This is a genomic window from Mesorhizobium sp. L-8-3 (assembly GCF_016756615.1).
Classification (GTDB): domain Bacteria; phylum Pseudomonadota; class Alphaproteobacteria; order Rhizobiales; family Rhizobiaceae.
Window position 1 is genome coordinate 2687405 of sequence record NZ_AP023262.1, and the last position, 14611, is coordinate 2702015.

At 63.9% G+C, this 14611-nt stretch carries 13 protein-coding genes; 10 read left to right on the plus strand and 3 right to left on the minus strand.

Annotated elements, in window-relative coordinates; translation table 11 throughout:
• Positions 1-355: 355 nt before the first annotated feature.
• Positions 356-1684, plus strand: a complete 1329-nt coding sequence (locus tag JN302_RS12675; RefSeq protein ID WP_202333101.1) for a tlde1 domain-containing protein — start codon at positions 356-358, stop codon at positions 1682-1684.
• A 278-nt stretch (positions 1685-1962) separates the two neighbouring features.
• Here the strand turns inward: JN302_RS12675 and irrA (JN302_RS12680) are convergent, their stop codons facing one another.
• From irrA (JN302_RS12680) to groL, 3 genes are all read right to left on the minus strand, one after another.
• Positions 1963-2352: an iron response transcriptional regulator IrrA gene (gene irrA, locus JN302_RS12680; protein WP_202312568.1), complete on the minus strand. Its 390-nt coding sequence runs from the start codon at positions 2350-2352 to the stop codon at positions 1963-1965.
• Between the two features lie 305 nt (positions 2353-2657).
• Entirely contained in the window at positions 2658-3089 is a 432-nt protein-coding gene (gene irrA, locus JN302_RS12685; RefSeq protein ID WP_202314712.1) for an iron response transcriptional regulator IrrA, read from the minus strand.
• A 169-nt stretch (positions 3090-3258) separates the two neighbouring features.
• Positions 3259-4899 carry a chaperonin GroEL gene (groL, locus tag JN302_RS12690; protein ID WP_202333102.1) on the minus strand — a complete coding sequence of 547 codons (1641 nt, stop codon included), beginning with the start codon at positions 4897-4899 and terminating at the stop codon, positions 3259-3261.
• A 530-nt stretch (positions 4900-5429) separates the two neighbouring features.
• Here groL and JN302_RS12695 point away from each other — a divergent pair.
• The 9 genes from JN302_RS12695 (at position 5430) to JN302_RS12730 (ending at position 14609) form a co-directional block, all read left to right on the plus strand.
• Positions 5430-6098, plus strand: coding sequence for a carboxypeptidase regulatory-like domain-containing protein (locus JN302_RS12695; RefSeq protein ID WP_202314714.1), 669 nt, complete (start codon positions 5430-5432; stop codon positions 6096-6098).
• Positions 6099-6192: 94 nt separating this feature from the next.
• On the plus strand, positions 6193-7338 hold the full coding sequence (locus tag JN302_RS12700; RefSeq protein WP_202312572.1) for a metallophosphoesterase family protein: 1146 nt from the start codon (positions 6193-6195) through the stop codon (positions 7336-7338).
• Positions 7339-7343: 5 nt separating this feature from the next.
• Positions 7344-7805, plus strand: coding sequence for a c-type cytochrome (locus JN302_RS12705; RefSeq protein ID WP_244846304.1), 462 nt, complete (start codon positions 7344-7346; stop codon positions 7803-7805).
• A 114-nt stretch (positions 7806-7919) separates the two neighbouring features.
• Entirely contained in the window at positions 7920-9362 is a 1443-nt protein-coding gene (locus tag JN302_RS12710; protein WP_202333103.1) for a cbb3-type cytochrome c oxidase subunit I, read from the plus strand.
• The gene (locus tag JN302_RS12715) at positions 9359-10993 is read left to right on the plus strand and encodes a cbb3-type cytochrome c oxidase subunit II (protein ID WP_202333105.1); all 1635 of its coding nucleotides are present in this window, start codon (positions 9359-9361) and stop codon (positions 10991-10993) included. Before JN302_RS12710 ends, JN302_RS12715 begins: the two co-directional genes overlap by 4 nt.
• A gap of 187 nt (positions 10994-11180) precedes the next feature.
• Complete coding sequence (locus JN302_RS12720; RefSeq protein WP_202333107.1) at positions 11181-11384, plus strand: hypothetical protein; 204 nt, start codon at positions 11181-11183, stop codon at positions 11382-11384.
• Between the two features lie 133 nt (positions 11385-11517).
• Positions 11518-11640, plus strand: coding sequence for a hypothetical protein (locus JN302_RS39625; protein WP_274609080.1), 123 nt, complete (start codon positions 11518-11520; stop codon positions 11638-11640).
• 51 nt (positions 11641-11691) lie between these two features.
• On the plus strand, positions 11692-12441 hold the full coding sequence (locus JN302_RS12725) for a sulfite exporter TauE/SafE family protein (protein ID WP_202333109.1): 750 nt from the start codon (positions 11692-11694) through the stop codon (positions 12439-12441).
• On the plus strand, positions 12438-14609 hold the full coding sequence (locus tag JN302_RS12730; protein ID WP_244846306.1) for a heavy metal translocating P-type ATPase: 2172 nt from the start codon (positions 12438-12440) through the stop codon (positions 14607-14609). The genes JN302_RS12725 and JN302_RS12730 overlap by 4 nt, the downstream gene beginning before the upstream one ends.
• Positions 14610-14611: the final 2 nt, after the last annotated feature.

Below are 14611 nucleotides of genomic sequence, written 5' to 3' on the forward strand. Positions count from 1 at the left end.
TCGTCTGCTCGGACGATGCCCGCCACATCACCCGCACCGAGCTTCATATCGATGACGGCTACGGCCGCAATCTCGTGCGTTGCGACGGCCGGCCGTGATGCCTGCGGGTGGCGAAACGGCAGCCACGACGGTCAAGATTTGTCTCCGACGGTAACAAACCCGCCCAAAAGGCCGGTTTTGGCCCCGAAAACGCCTGCTGCCGGAAAAAGCGCTGTTGCTGGCAAGCAAAATTTAACCATATTTGTCCATCCTTTCCGGGTCACTCGGTAAAGTTGGGGACAATCCAGAAGTCACGCCGCGCCGGCCTTTGGCCGACCGAAGACCTTTGCGGGGCTCGCTGGTTTGATAAGCGTGAATGAGTAAAGTCGTTACTGCAGGGCATATTCGTCGTCTGTTGCGTCCACTGCTGATCACTTGCTTCGGAGCTGCCTTTGCAGGCACGGCTGCATGGTCGGCGGCCGGCATACTGGCGATCGGCAGTTCCTTCGTTCCCGGCTCGGGCCAACTCTTGCCGCGGCCGCAGCTCTATGTGGAGCGGCTGAAGGAACGCCCCTCGAACAAGCAGGCCAGGATCGCCAGCACGCCCAGGCAGGTCATCGCGGCGGGGCAGCCGGTCGTGGCGGCGAGCCTTGTTGCCGGCCCCGCCAAATCAGCCCGCCGAACCGGGCCGACTGCAGGAAAGAATGCCAAGGCGACGCGCTTCGATGCGGTGGTGAAAGAGGCCGCGTTGACCTCGGACAAGCTGGCCGGACTCTTCGAGCGCGCCGCCAGGCCGGCTGCGAGGTCCGATGCGCCCACACCCGAACGTTTCGCGCCGCGGGCCCTCGGCTCGAGCGAAAAGCCGCTCGCCCTGCTGGCCTATGCCGATCCCTCGCCGGGCGGTTCGGCGGGGGCCGCGCTCTCGACCTTGCTTGCGCCGCAATGGGACGAGGACCCGGCAGCGGCGGCCCAGGACCTCGATACCGACTCCGCCGCCCTGCCGTCCGACGGTCCGTTGCCGCAGTTTCGCCCGCGTGGCGAGCAGGCTGCAAAGCCTGCCGCCGAGGCGGAAAAGCCCGCCGGGAGGCAGGCTGGGGAACAGGCGACGCCCCAAGCGGCCGAACCCAAGCCGGATGAACCCAAAAAGGCCGACGAGCGCGAGAAGCCGAAACAGCAGAAGCTCGCTTATGCGCGGCCGGATGATCCCTCGCAGACGCGGTCCGGCGGCGGCCTCGGCCGGACGCTGCGCGACATGTTCGGCGGCGGGCCGAAGGCCGGGAACGGCGTGGCCGTCTACGACATCAGCGCCGCCAGGGTCTACATGCCCGACGGCTCGGTGCTCGAGGCACATTCCGGCATCGGCAAGATGGCCGACAATCCACGCTACGCCCATGTCAAGATGAACGGGCCGACCCCTCCGCACACCTACAATCTCAAAATGCGCGAGAAACGCTTCCACGGCGTCGAGGCCATCCGCATGCTGCCGGTGGACGGCAAGAACAAGCACGGGCGAGACGGCTTCCTCACCCACAGCTACCTGCTGCGCGGGGGCCGGGCGGAATCGCATGGCTGCGTCGCCTTCAAGGATTACAATCGCTTCCTGAAGGCCTTCAAGCAGGGCAAGATCAAGCAACTCGTCGTGGTGCCGAGCGGCGGCCGGGGCGCGGCCACGCGCATCGCTTCCTCGAACGGGAAGAGCATTTGACGGGGTGGGCCGTCGACCTCGCTGAGCGGCATTGACGACACAGTCTTGCCGCAGCACATCGGTGAGCGGACCTGAACGAAACGACCGCGCGATCATCCGGGCGGCTGGTGGAAGCGGGGCTTTTGTCCTCCTGTTCGGGAAGCGCCGCCTTGGTGCAAGCCTCCCGGATGCGTTTGGCGTCCAATGCGGGGTACAAATCCGATTTCGTCTTCATTGAGTTCGACGCGGCGCGATCCAGGCCGGCAGACGGCTCCGTGACCGAAATGGCCTGCCGGAAGTCAAGACCGGCGGCGAACGCGCACCAGCAGTTCGACGGCGGTGATCTCCGTGCCCTCGGGAGGTTCCGGCAGGTGCTGGATACCCATGTCGCCGACGAGGTCGATGAGCCGTCCTTCGCCCTCGACGAAGAAGTGATGGTGATCGCTGACGTTGGTGTCGAAATAGGCACGGCCGCTATCGACGGCGACTTCGCGCAGGAGCCCCGCCCGCGTCAATTTGTGCAGGGCGTTGTAGACTGTGGCAAGCGAGACATGGACATCTGCCGCTTCGGCTTCCAAGTGCAAATCCTCGGCCGAAAGGTGGCGATGGCCCTTGCCGAAGAGAAGGCAGCTCAACTGGACGCGCTGGCGCGTGGGGCGCAGGCCCGCCTTGCGCAGTTCCTCCGCCATCCGATCAGGGGTATCCGAAGCTCCAACCGCCGAAGTGCATTCCATCGAGACGCAGCACCTCAATTACAGCGTGTCGCGTGAAAAAGGATCCACGCGACACGCTGTAGGTTCTTGATTTGGCGCATGTCTTTTTCCCGAAACCGGTGTCCACTTTCGGGAGACATGCTTTAGCTGTGCTACTTTATGCGCAATGCTTCAGATAGGCCAGAGCCTTGGGTTGTTGGCTGCCCAGCAGCCAATCGAAACGGCAGGTTGATAGCGAAGAAAAAGGCGCATCCGGAGAAAAGAGCGCGACGTTGCGATGGTCAGGATCGACGGCGCACCCGCATGATCAATTCCACCGAGGTAATCTCCATGCCCTCGGGAGGCTTTGGCAAACGATCGACCGCAATGTCGGCGACCACGTCGATCAGCCGCCCTTCCCCTTCCACAAAGAAATGATGATGGTCGCTCAGATTGGTGTCGAAATAGGTGCGGCCGTTGTCGAGGACGACTTCGAGCACAAGGCCGGCTTCGGTAAATCGATGCAGCGCGTTGTAGACCGTCGCACGCGACACACGAAAGCCTGCCACCTCGGCTTCCGCATGCAGCTCCTCGACCGAGACGTGGCGGTTGCCCTTGGAATAAAGGACGCGACCCAGGTTGACACGCTGGCGCGTCGGCCGCAGTCCGGCATGGCGCAGTCGCTCCGATACCCAGTCGGCAGGCTTCAAGCTCTCGGCAGGCTCATGTCCCATTGCGATCGAACCTCGCGTCTTCGCCCTGCAATGTGCAGATTCGATAGACCAGAAGTATAGCTATCGCAAGACACGCAACAACTCTTCCCTCTGTCATGGCGCTCAGAGGTCGAGAAAGCCTCACGCCTTCCGGGCGAGGAAAGCTATATGGACGTGGCTGACCCTTGGCTCAAAACTCCATGTCGAGGTGATCGTCGTGGTCGTGATGACCGGGAAGCTCCGGCGGTGGCGGGCCGGGAAGCTCGGCCACCATCACTTCCGTGGTGATGAGAAGGCCAGCCACCGAAGCAGCACCCTCAAGCGCCAAGCGCACGGCTCTCGCGGGGTCGATGATGCCCATCGACAACAGATCACCGTATCGGCCCGATTGGGCATCGTAGCCGAAGGCACTGTCGGTGCTCTCGAGAATTCTCGCCACGACAGCGGAGCCGTCTTGCCCGGCATTCGTCGCAATCTGCCGCGCCGGCCAAGTGATCGCATCGCGGACGATCGCGATCCCGGCGTTTTGATCGGCATTGTCGGTCTCGAGATTGCCGATCGCACGGCTTGCCCGCAGCAACGCAACCCCGCCACCCGGCAGCACGCCTTCCTCCAGCGCGGAACGCGTGGCATGTACGGCGTTTCGGATGCGATCCCGCTTCTCCCTGACCTCGATTTCGGTGGCGCCGCCGACCCTTATCACGGCGATGCCGCCGGTCAGCCTGGCCAGCCGCTCCTGCAGCTTCTCGCGGTCATAGTCGGAAGGGTTCTCCTCGAGCTGGGCCCTGAGTTGAACGATGCGGGCATCGACGTCCCCCCTGCCGGCGGCGTCTCCCGCAATGGTCGTATTCTGCTTGTCTACCGTCACCTTTTTGGCGCGGCCCAGAAAGTCGAGCTGCAGTTCTTCGAGCTTCAAGCCGAGTTCGTCCGACAGAACCGTTCCGCCCGTCAGCAGCGCGATGTCCTGCAGAATGGACCTGCGCAGGTCTCCGTAGGCAGGACCTTTCACCGCTGCAACTTTGAGACTGCCGCGTAGCTTGTTGACGATCAGAGCCGCCGAGACCTCGCCTTCGAAGTCGTCAGCGATGATGAGGAGCGGCTTCCCCGTCTGGACTACCTTCTCCAGGAGCGGGAGCAATTCATTTGTATTGGAGAGCTTCTTCTCGCTGAGCAGGACGAGGGCATCCTCCATTTCCACAGCCATCTTCTTTCGGTTGGTGACGAAATGAGGAGAGATGTAGCTGCGGTCGAACTGAATCCCGGCTACGAATTCGAGTTCGGTCCGCAAGGTCGTTCCTTCCTCGACCAGGACGACGCCGCTGTTGCCGACCTTGCCCATGGCGTCGGCGATGATACGCCCCACTTCGATGTCGCCGTTTGCGGCTATGGTGCCGATATGGGCGATGTCGGCGTTCGAAACCACGCTTCTGGCGTTCTTCCCGAGCTCCGCGACAACCGTTTTGACCGCGCGATCGATGCCGCGCTTCATGTCCATGGGATTCATGCCTGCTGCAACGGCCCTGATGCCGTTCCTCAGGATTGCGCGCGCAAGGACGACGGCGGTCGTAGTGCCGTCGCCGGCCAGATAGGAGGCTCTGATGGCGCTCTCCCGCACCATCCGGACACCCATATTCTCGAACTTGTCGCCGAGTTCGATCTCCCTGGCCACCGACACCCCGTCCTTGGTGATCCTGGCCCCGAAGGATCTGTCGATGGCGACATTCCGGCCCCGCGGCCCCAGCGTGACGCTCACGGCTCCGGCAAGGGTGTCGATGCCACGGAACATCCCCTCGCGAGCCTCGGACGAGAATTTGATCTGCTTGGCTGTCACGAAACTGCTCCCTTTTGAAGGCGGCCCTTGGACAGAACCGTCAGAGGGTCATGCTGCTGCGCGAGCGATATTGTTTCGCCTGAGCCGGTCCCACATGTCGACGATCGCTTCGGCGAGCCAGACGGTTCGGGGAAACCGGCCGACGATCCGCTTCAGGTTCGGCGAGAACCCGATAGCGTCGCTCGAACTGCGGTCGCGCTATCGCTTCGGAAAAGAAGTTTTCGTAGTTCCGATGATGCTGCCGCATATTGCCGCCCGGCTGATCTGCACGGGATCGGTCCGCCGAACCTTCCGCGGGATGGACCGAATCGCGAAGCCCGTAAGGTCCTCCTCCCATGGCCGTCTCTCCTCCCGAAACGTGCCTATCGAGCCCTTGCCGATCTTCCTCGAACACAAGATCGTGTTTTTTAGTTGATTCTAGACTAATTCTAAATATTATCTGTGGCAACGCCCGAAATGACAACGGGAGGAGCGCTGCGATGAGAGCCGCAATTCTCATGGCAGGAGCGCTTGCGTTCGGCGGGGCGGCAATGGTTGACTTGCCCGCGCAAGCCTACGAAATCGGGCCTGTCGAAGGCGGCGGAACGATCGAGGGCACCGTCGTCTATCGCGGCAACGTGCCGACGCAAACGATCATACCCACCAAGGACGTGGAGGTTTGCGGAGAACCGCGCGAGGAACCGCTGATCCGCGTGGGCGAAGGCCAGGCCGTCGAAAGTGCCGTGGTCTATCTGGCCGAAGTCGCCAAGGGCAAGGACTGGCCCGAGTCCGGCAAGAAGCCCGAGCTCGACAATATCAAATGCCGATTCGAACCCCAGGTCCAGGTGATCGCACCCGGAGGCATCGACATCGTCAACAGCGATCCCGTGCTCCACAACACCCACGGCTACTACGGCAAGCGCACTGCGTTCAATCTTGCCTTGCCGAACAAGGGGCAGCGCATTCCGACCGACCTGCCTCGTGTCGGCACGGTCCGCGTCGATTGCGACGCGCATGGCTGGATGGAGGGCTGGATCTACGTGGTGGACAATCCCTACTACGCGGTGACCGGCGCGGACGGCAAGTTCAGCATCACCGACGTGCCGCCGGGCGACTATAAGCTTGTCGCGGTCCAGCCCTTCACCGGGCCGGTCGAGACGCAGGTTACCGTCGCCGGCGGCCAGCCCACGACCTTGGAGGTCGAACTGAAGAAGCAATAAGACTGCCATAAAATGACGCGGCCGAGGGGCTGCGTCCGCCTCGTCTCGGATCGGTGGCTCTTTTGACCGGTCCAATGGGCCAGGAGGAAACCCAATGTCCGACGAGCTTGACCGCCTGCGTCGAGAGATGCACGCAGTGCTGCAGCCGCCCGGAGTGCGCCCGGACGACTCGCTTCAGATCACCAGGCGCACTTTCATCCACAAGTCGCTCCTGTTCGGCGCCGCCACCGTCGGCCAGACGTTCGCATGGTGGCCGTTGCTGAATACGATCGACGTCGCCAACGCCGCCGAGGCGCCGTTCAAATTCGCCTGGATTTCGGACACGCATCTCTATCCGAGATCGCTCAACACGCGCTTCGTCGACAAAACGCTGCGGGCCGCGCAGGAAGTCCAGGCGATGGACCCGCCCGCGGAGTTCCTGATCTTCGGCGGCGACCTCGCCCAGCTCGGCAAGATCGAAGAACTGGAGCTCGGCGTCGAACTGCTGAAGGACGTCACCATTCCGAAACACTACATCCCCGGCGAGCACGACTGGTACCTCGACATGGGGAAGAAGTGGATGGAACTTTTCGGGGAGAGCAACTGGACCTTCGACCTGAAGGGCGTGCGCTTCATCGGTCTCGACACGGTGAGCCGGGGCCCGGACTACTGGACGGCGAAGAACATGACGCCGGAGGAGCGCATGGGCCATATGGCGACGCTCGACGGCACGGTCGCCGGGCCGTGGGCGGGTGTCGGCCGCGACCAGCTCGACTGGATGGAGAAGACGCTGGCCGACTGGGGCAAGGACCAGCCCGTCATCATCTTCAGCCACAATCCGCTCTACGAATACTATCCGCCGTGGAACTTCTGGGTGCGCGACTGGCGCGAGGTGCACGATGTCCTGAGGCCTTACACCAAGGTCACCAATATCCACGGCCATGTGCATCAGGTGCTTTACAACGAGATCGGCACCATGCGCTCCATCGGCATGCTGGCGACCTCGTGGCCGTGGCCCTATGCCCCGGAAGGTGTGCCCAAGCTGACCAAGCCGATGATACGCGCCGACCCCGGCGATCACTTCGATGGGGTGGGGTGGGAAACCGTGAACGTGACCGCCGACGACAACGTGGACGTCGAGTACATCATGTGGGGCCGCAAGGAGGTCTTCATCCAGTCGCCGGAGGACTACTCCAAGAGCATTTCCGAGGTGATACGCCCGCGCATCGCCGACAACATGTATCCGTTCGCGAATCCATAGGAGGAATGGCCATGTGGACCAATTCAGCATTCCTCTGCCTGCGGCACTGCGCCCTTGCGGGCGCATGCGCGACCGCACTGATGGTGCCGGCCAGCGCAAACAAGGATCCGGTTACACCAAAGCAATTGAAGGCATACCAGGAAGCCTTCATGGCGGAAGTCAGGAAGGGGGATCTCCTCTTCCATGGTGATGCGGCGACCGCCGAGCAGCTCGGTGTCAAGTTGTCGACCACCGGGTGGGCCTGCGCCATGTGCCATCCAATGGCCGCCGATACCCACCCGCATGCGTTCCCGAAGTTCCAGGTGTCGATGGCCAAGTTCGCAACGCTGCGCGACATGATCAACTGGTGCATCGAGAAGCCCAATCAGGGCGAAAAGATCGATCCGGAATCGGAGGCGATGAAGGCCCTGGAGGCTTACATCTACTGGTCGAACAGCGGCTCGGTGCTGGTGCCCGGCAAGTACTAGGCTTTGGCGCGGGCGAGGCTCGGCCTCGCCCGCGTGACTTCGCGCCCGGTATCGTCCCCTGCCGGGAAGGGGAACAATGCGCGGCGAGACGACCGTGGCATAGGGACAGGTGCCGTGTCGGAGACAGGAACAGTCTTGCGGGGCAGGTTCGAAGGCGTCGACCTTGATGAATTGGTCGACTGGCCGGCGGTTCGAACGTGGCTTTACTGGGGCATGTTCTGGCTCCTCGTCGCGCCGTCGGTGGGCGTGCTGCTGTCGGGCCTCTTCAATTTCCCCGACTATCTCGGCACCCAGCTGGAGACGACGTTCGGCAGACTGCGCCCGGTCCATGTCAATGGCGTTATCTTCGGCGCCTTTTCCTCGCTCTTCATCGGCGAATGCTACTATCTGGTGCCCCGGCTTTGCGGCGTGCGGGTGCCATGGTCGCGGTGGAACGTTCCGCTCGCCTGGGTCTGGAACGTCACGACCGCGGCAGCACTGATCGCGCTGCCGCTGGGCGAGAACCATGGCCTCGAGGCGGGCGAGTTTCCGCTGTTCGCAAAGATTCCGACCTTTCTCGTCGTCGCCGTCGCGACCGCGCAGTTCCTGCTGACCATCGCCAGGCGCCTCGAGCCGCCGCTCTACGTTGCGCTCTGGTATCTCATTGGCGCCTTCGTCTGGACGACGATGAACCTCGTGCTGGGCATTCTCCTGCCTTACATGATCACCGGCATCAACAGCGCCGCCTTCCATGGCCTCTACATTCACTACATCGTCGGGCTGTGGCTGACGCCGGCCGGCTATGTGCTGATCTACTATTTCCTGCCGATCAGCGTGCGCAATCCAATCTACGCCCACAAGCTCTCGCTCGTCGGCTTCTGGTCGCTCGCGCTGTTCTATCCTTTCGTCGGCATACACCACTATCTGTACAGCCCTATCGCCGACTGGGCCGAGACGATCGCGATCGTGACCTCGATGCTGCTGATCATCCCGGTATGGACGGTGCTCGTGAACTTCTTCGGCACGGTGATGGGCCGCTGGGACGGCTTTGGACGGAACCTGCCCGCGAAGTTCCTGATCATGGGTGCGATCATGTATCTTTTCGGGTGCTTCCAGGGGTCGACGGAGGCGCTGCGCCAGATTCAGCAGCCGACCCATTTCACCGACTTCGTCATTTCGCATTCGCACCTCACCGTATTCGGCACCTTCGTGGTGTGGGCGATGGGTGGACTGCTCTACGTCTGGCCGCGCGCATGCGGACGCGAGCTCTGGTCCTTCAAAATGGGCAACTGGGCCTTCTGGCTGATCACGGCCGGCATTTCCACCATGGGCCTCGGTCTGACCGCCGGCGGCCTGCAACAGGGCTTCCAGTGGATGGCCGGCACGGAATGGCTCGACACGGTGCTTGCGATGCGGCCCTACTGGTTCGTCCGCACCATGGCCGGCATCAGCATGGACATCGGCATGACGCTGCTCGTCATCAATCTGATGCTGACGGCGCTCGCGCGACCGGCCCCGGCGGACGAACGCGCCGGCTTCGGCGTCGCTCCGGTCCCGGCTGGCGGAGCCGCCGAATGAGCGGGCGCTTCGTCACTCTGGTCGCCGGCATCTTCTGTTTCTTCGCGGCCGTGATCATCCAGGGCTTCCTGCCTTTCTTCGAGCCCTCGGCGCGGACCACCCGCGTCAGCTCGGTGGTTCGCACGGATCTCGGCCAGTTGAAATGGATGATCACCGACGCGACCGACTACACGCCCCAGCAGCAGCGTGGTCGCGCCGTCTATCTGCGCGAGGGCTGCTGGTACTGTCATTCGCAATATGTACGTCCGGTAACCGGTGAGACGCGCCGCTGGGGGCCGGTGACCGAATCCGGTGAATATGCCTTCGACGTGCCGCATCTGTTCGGCACCCGCCGCATCGGCCCCGACCTGATGCGCGTCGGCCTGAAATTCAGCGACGAATGGCACTATGCCCATTTCTGGGATCCGCGAATGCTGTCGCCGGACTCGGTGATGGCGCCCTATCGCGGCCTGTTCGACAGCCAGGATGAGCGGGTGGGGATCGTAGACGACGGAACCGGCGGCCGCACCTTGCAGAAGACCCCCAGGACCGAGGCACTCTTCGATTTCGCCAGCAAGCAGCAGATCAGGCTGACGCCGAATTCCGACGGGCTGCTGTTCGTGCCGAGAAGAGCCCGCGACAAGGCGCCGGTCATCCAACTGCCCAACGAGGAGTTCGACCTCGACACGGTGCAGATCGCCGCCGAGACGGAAGATCTGGAGGCGCTCGTGGCCTATGTCCAGAAGCTCGGCATGAACCGCGGCAAGTGGCGCGACCTGTTCGAGCCGCAGCAGCTCGAGGTCATGGACGCGACGATCCCGCGTTCGGAAGAATGGATCCGTCACGGCAAGCAGGTCTACGAGCGGCGCTGCCTTGGCTGCCACGGCGAAAACGGTGACGGCAACGGGCCCGCGGCGACCTTCATGTTCAACCAGCGCCCGCGCAACTTCAATGTCGCCGTGTTCAAGTTCAGGCTGACGAAGGAGCCTCTGCCGACCGACGGCGACCTGCTGCGCACGATAACCCGGGGCGTGCGTGGAACGGCGATGCCAGCCTGGTACGAACTGCCTCTCAACGATCGTCTCTCCGTGATCCAGTACATCAAATACGAGCTTGCGGTAGACCGGTCCGATCCGGCCAATCCTTATGCATATTTCGTTGAGGAGCCGCCCGGCCCTCCTCTCTACATCGGCAAGCCGCCGGCTCCGTCCCAGCAGATGCTCGATCGGGGCAAGCAGACCTGGCAGGTTGCGAAATGTTGGGAATGCCATGGCCAGGGCGGGAAAGGTGACGGCGAAAAAGCTGCCGGGCTGAAGGACGACCTGGGCTTTGCGATCGTGCCTGCCGACCTCACCAGCGGGCAGTTCAAGTCGGGGCCGGCGGTCGAAGACATCTTCCGCACCATGACGACCGGGCTGAGCGGTACGCCCATGCCTTCCTATCGGGATGCCTTGCCCGAGGAAGACCGGTGGGCGCTCTCCTACTACGTTCTTTCGCTCTCAGCCTACAAGGATCCGCTGACGCTTGAACCCCTGGCGATCGTCGAGGCGCAGCGTGCCGCGCTCAATGACCTCGAGCTGAATGCGGCCACTCCGGCGACCGCTTACGATCCCGGCAGCGCCGGCGCTGCCGGGGAGGGCGGCGGAGGATGATCGGTACGAAAAGGGCTTCGCCAGAAGGAAGATCGAACCATGGAAGGCTTTGAGATCACGGGACCCTATGCGAGCGCGATGCTGATGAGCCTCGGCGCGCTTTGCGTCTTTGTCTGGGCCGTTCTCGCGGGGGCATTCCACGGCGCCGACGAGGAAGCCAAGAGGTTCTGTGAAAGGGAGATCGAAAGTGACGAAAACAGATCCCGCGCCGAACAATCCCGATGAACATTCGCCCGACGACGACCTGGAAGACTATGGCGGCGGCCAGGTGCAGGCGCGACATGGCCGCCTGCCCATCTGGCTGCTCGTGGTCTATGGGGTCATGTTCCTTTGGGGGCTCTACTACGCCTACCAATATTGGGGCGGGATCGGACCGGGGAGGATCGGCTAGTGCAAGGTCAAAAGGAGCGTAAGATGTGGGCAGCCAGACTCGTGTTGGTGGCCGCAGTCCTGAATTTCGTCATTCTGGTCTCCGCCCTTGCCTCGAACGTCCTGCTCGTCGCTTTCTGATCGGGAGGAGCAGCATGCTTGCAGAAACCGCCTTCTCCTTAGCTGATGCGAGCGTCTTCCAGGTGATCGCGTTTTTCGGCGGCGCGGTCCTCCACATCGCCTTTTTCGCGTGGGTGGTGTGGCTCATCCGCCGGTAGCGGGACGGGTCCACGGTCGATCGCTCCCGTCCGCGACAGGACAGTTTGCAGATGACGGCCTACTACCTGGTGATCTTCGGCGCCGGATTCCTGGGCAGCTTTCATTGCATCGGCATGTGCGGCGGCTTCGCCTGCGCCCTCGGCCGCGATCCGCGCGGCGGCGCCGCCACTGTCGCGCGCCACCTTCTCTACAATCTCGGTCGCCTGACGACCTACTGCTTTCTGGGCGCGTTGGCAGGGGCGCTGGGTCAAGCCGTGTGCATGACGTCAGGCGCGCCCGCGTCCTTGCCCTCCGGTCAGTTCGACACCGCGCAGCGGGTTCTTGCCGTCGTCGCCGGGCTTCTCATGATCGCCATGGCGTTGCAGTTCTTCGGCTTGCTCCACGGCTTCCGCCGCGTCGCGATGGGTTTTGGCGGGAGTACGCTTGCCATGTCCTTGCGCAGCCTGATTGCGGCCCGGAGCCAGGCGGCCCCGATCGCGCTCGGTGTGTTCAACGGCTTCCTGCCGTGTCCTCTCGTCTATGCCTTCGCAGCCCAGGCGGGCAGCACGGCCGCTCCGCTTTCCGGCTTCCTGGTCATGCTGGCTTTCGGCCTCGGGACGTTTCCGGCGATGCTGACGATGGGCGGTCTGGCGCGCGTCCTGGCGCCGGCGTGGCGGCAGCGTGGAGTCTGGCTAGCCGGCAGCTTCATTCTTGCGCTCGGCGTGATCACGATCTGGCGCGGCGTCGTCTCGTTCGAGGCGCATCCGGATCATCAGGCGCACATCGAAAACGTCGGCCACGCGGAGCCGGATGCCGGATGATGACGTCTGCCGGCGATTTCTGTACCCACTGTCGCCTGCCGCTCGGGCTACGCCCGATGCAGCGAACGCTCGACGGCGAGGCGTGCTCTTTCTGCTGCTACGGCTGCTGCATCGCCTATCAGGTGAAGACCGGAAGGAACGAGGAATTCGAGGCGACGTGGCTCCTGATCCGCCTCGGCGTCGGCGGCTTTCTCTCGATGAACGTCATGCTTGTCAGCCTGGTGATCTATGCGGGCGCCTTCGATGCCGATGCCTGGCTGATCCCGTGGATCCACCTGCTGCTGTGGATCTTCGCGACGCCTGCCCTGGTCATTCTGGGGGAACCGTATCTGCGGGAGACCATCATCAATGCGCGACAGGGACGCCTCACCTCCGCCGCTCTCGTCGTGCTCGGCGTGACCGCTGCCTACGCCTACTCGGTGTTCGCCATGTTCGAGCGGAGCCAGCATGTCTATTTCGATACCGCCACGATGGTGCTGATGCTGTTCACCCTCGGCAGCTACATCGAGGCAGCCGGGCGCGCCAAGGCCGCGCGTGACCTGGAGCCGCTGCTCGCCGCCGAGAGCGAAAGCGCCACGGTCGTCGAAAACGGTATCGAGACGCGCCGCCCCGTGCGCGACATCGGCCCCGGCATGCTGGTTCGGACCATGCCCGGCGAGCGTGTGTCCGTCGACGGCGTCGTTGTCGAGGGTGAGTCTCACACCGATGAGGCGGCCATCACCGGCGAGAGCCGCCGCATCGTCAAGGGCGTCGGCTCGACGGTGATCGCCGGAAGTGTCAACCTCGACGGGCCGCTCCTGATCGAGAGCGCCGCCGCGGGGACCTCGACCCGCTGGGCGGGGATCTGCCATTCGGTCCGCGAGGCGCTGTCCCGTCCCAGCCCGCTGCAGCGGGTCGCCGATCGCGTCGTCGGCATGTCCGTGCCGTTTGTCGTCGTTCTCGGCGGGCTGACGACCGTTTTGTGGGCCCGCTCGCTTCCCTTCGACCAGGCCCTTCTGGCCGGGCTCGCGGTGCTCGTCGTCGCCTGTCCCTGTGCGGTGGGTCTCGCCGCTCCGCTTGCGACCTCGCTCGGCATCGGGCGGCTCGCGCGTAGCGGCTGTCTCGTTCGCGACCCCGCCGCATTGGAGGCGCTGGGCCGTTGTCGGCTGCTTGCATTCGACAAGACGGGGACGCTCACGTCCGGGACCCCTCGCATCGTCGGCGTCGATGCCGACGGGGTGGAGCGCGACGAGGTGCTTGCCCGCGCCGCCGGACTGGAGCGGCATTCCGAACACGGGTTTGCGCGAGCGGTCATGGCCGCGGCCAACCAGAGGGGTCTGGAGCCGGCCAAGGTTCACGACGTCCGCGTGGTGCCCGGTCGGGGCGTCCTCGGCAGCATCGGCGGCCAAACCGTGGCGGCCGGCAACGGTGCCCTGATGAAGGACATGGGCTGGCAGGCTGGACCCGCCTTGGGCGCGCGGGCACAGACGCTCGAGGCCAGCGGCCATTCGTTGATCCAGGTCGGTTGGACTGGGCGCGTTCGTGCCGTGCTGGCGCTCGACGACACCCCCCTTCCCGAAGCGCGTTCGACGATCGGGCAACTGCAAGGCCTCGGGCTGCATGTGGCGATCCTGACCGGCGATCTCGAACAGGCCGGGCGCCGGATCGGCGCCGCGGTCGGCATCGAGGACACTGCGGCCGGGCTGTCGCCCGAGGAAAAGAGCGCCGCGCTCGATCGTCTCCGTCAGACCTACCCGGTCGTGGCGATGGTCGGCGACGGCCTGAATGACGGGCTTGCCCTGGCGGAAGCCGACATCGGCATTGCCGTCGGCAGCGCCACCGACCTGGCACGCGAGACGGCTACCGTCCTGTTGCCTTCGGGCGGCCTGTGGATGCTGCCGTGGGTCGTCTCGGTCGCCCGAATGGTCAGGCGGACGGTCATCACCAACCTCGTCTGGGCGTTCGGGTACAATCTGGTCGCCCTGACGCTTGCAGCGCTCGGCTTGCTGCAACCGGTCCTGGCCGCCGCCGTGATGGCAAGTTCCAGCCTTCTCCTGGTCGTCAACTCGCTGAGGCTTTGCCGGCTTCCCGAACCGGTTTCGACCCGGACACGGCAGGCGGACACGGAGCTGGACGGCGTCGGCGCGCTTGTTCCGGCGCTGACCCGTTCTGCGGTGCAAGGCGGATGAGG

Coding starts and splice junctions, on each gene's coding strand:
- JN302_RS12675 (WP_202333101.1), top strand. CDS start 356: ATGAGTAAAGTCGTTACTGCAGGGCATATTCGTCGTCTGTTGCGTCCA.
- irrA (WP_202312568.1), bottom strand. CDS start 2,352: ATGGCGGAGGAACTGCGCAAGGCGGGCCTGCGCCCCACGCGCCAGCGC.
- irrA (WP_202314712.1), bottom strand. CDS start 3,089: ATGGGACATGAGCCTGCCGAGAGCTTGAAGCCTGCCGACTGGGTATCG.
- JN302_RS12695 (WP_202314714.1), top strand. CDS start 5,430: ATGGTTGACTTGCCCGCGCAAGCCTACGAAATCGGGCCTGTCGAAGGC.
- JN302_RS12700 (WP_202312572.1), top strand. CDS start 6,193: ATGTCCGACGAGCTTGACCGCCTGCGTCGAGAGATGCACGCAGTGCTG.
- JN302_RS12705 (WP_244846304.1), top strand. CDS start 7,344: ATGGCCATGTGGACCAATTCAGCATTCCTCTGCCTGCGGCACTGCGCC.
- JN302_RS12715 (WP_202333105.1), top strand. CDS start 9,359: ATGAGCGGGCGCTTCGTCACTCTGGTCGCCGGCATCTTCTGTTTCTTC.
- JN302_RS39625 (WP_274609080.1), top strand. CDS start 11,518: ATGCTTGCAGAAACCGCCTTCTCCTTAGCTGATGCGAGCGTCTTCCAG.
- JN302_RS12725 (WP_202333109.1), top strand. CDS start 11,692: ATGACGGCCTACTACCTGGTGATCTTCGGCGCCGGATTCCTGGGCAGC.
- JN302_RS12730 (WP_244846306.1), top strand. CDS start 12,438: ATGATGACGTCTGCCGGCGATTTCTGTACCCACTGTCGCCTGCCGCTC.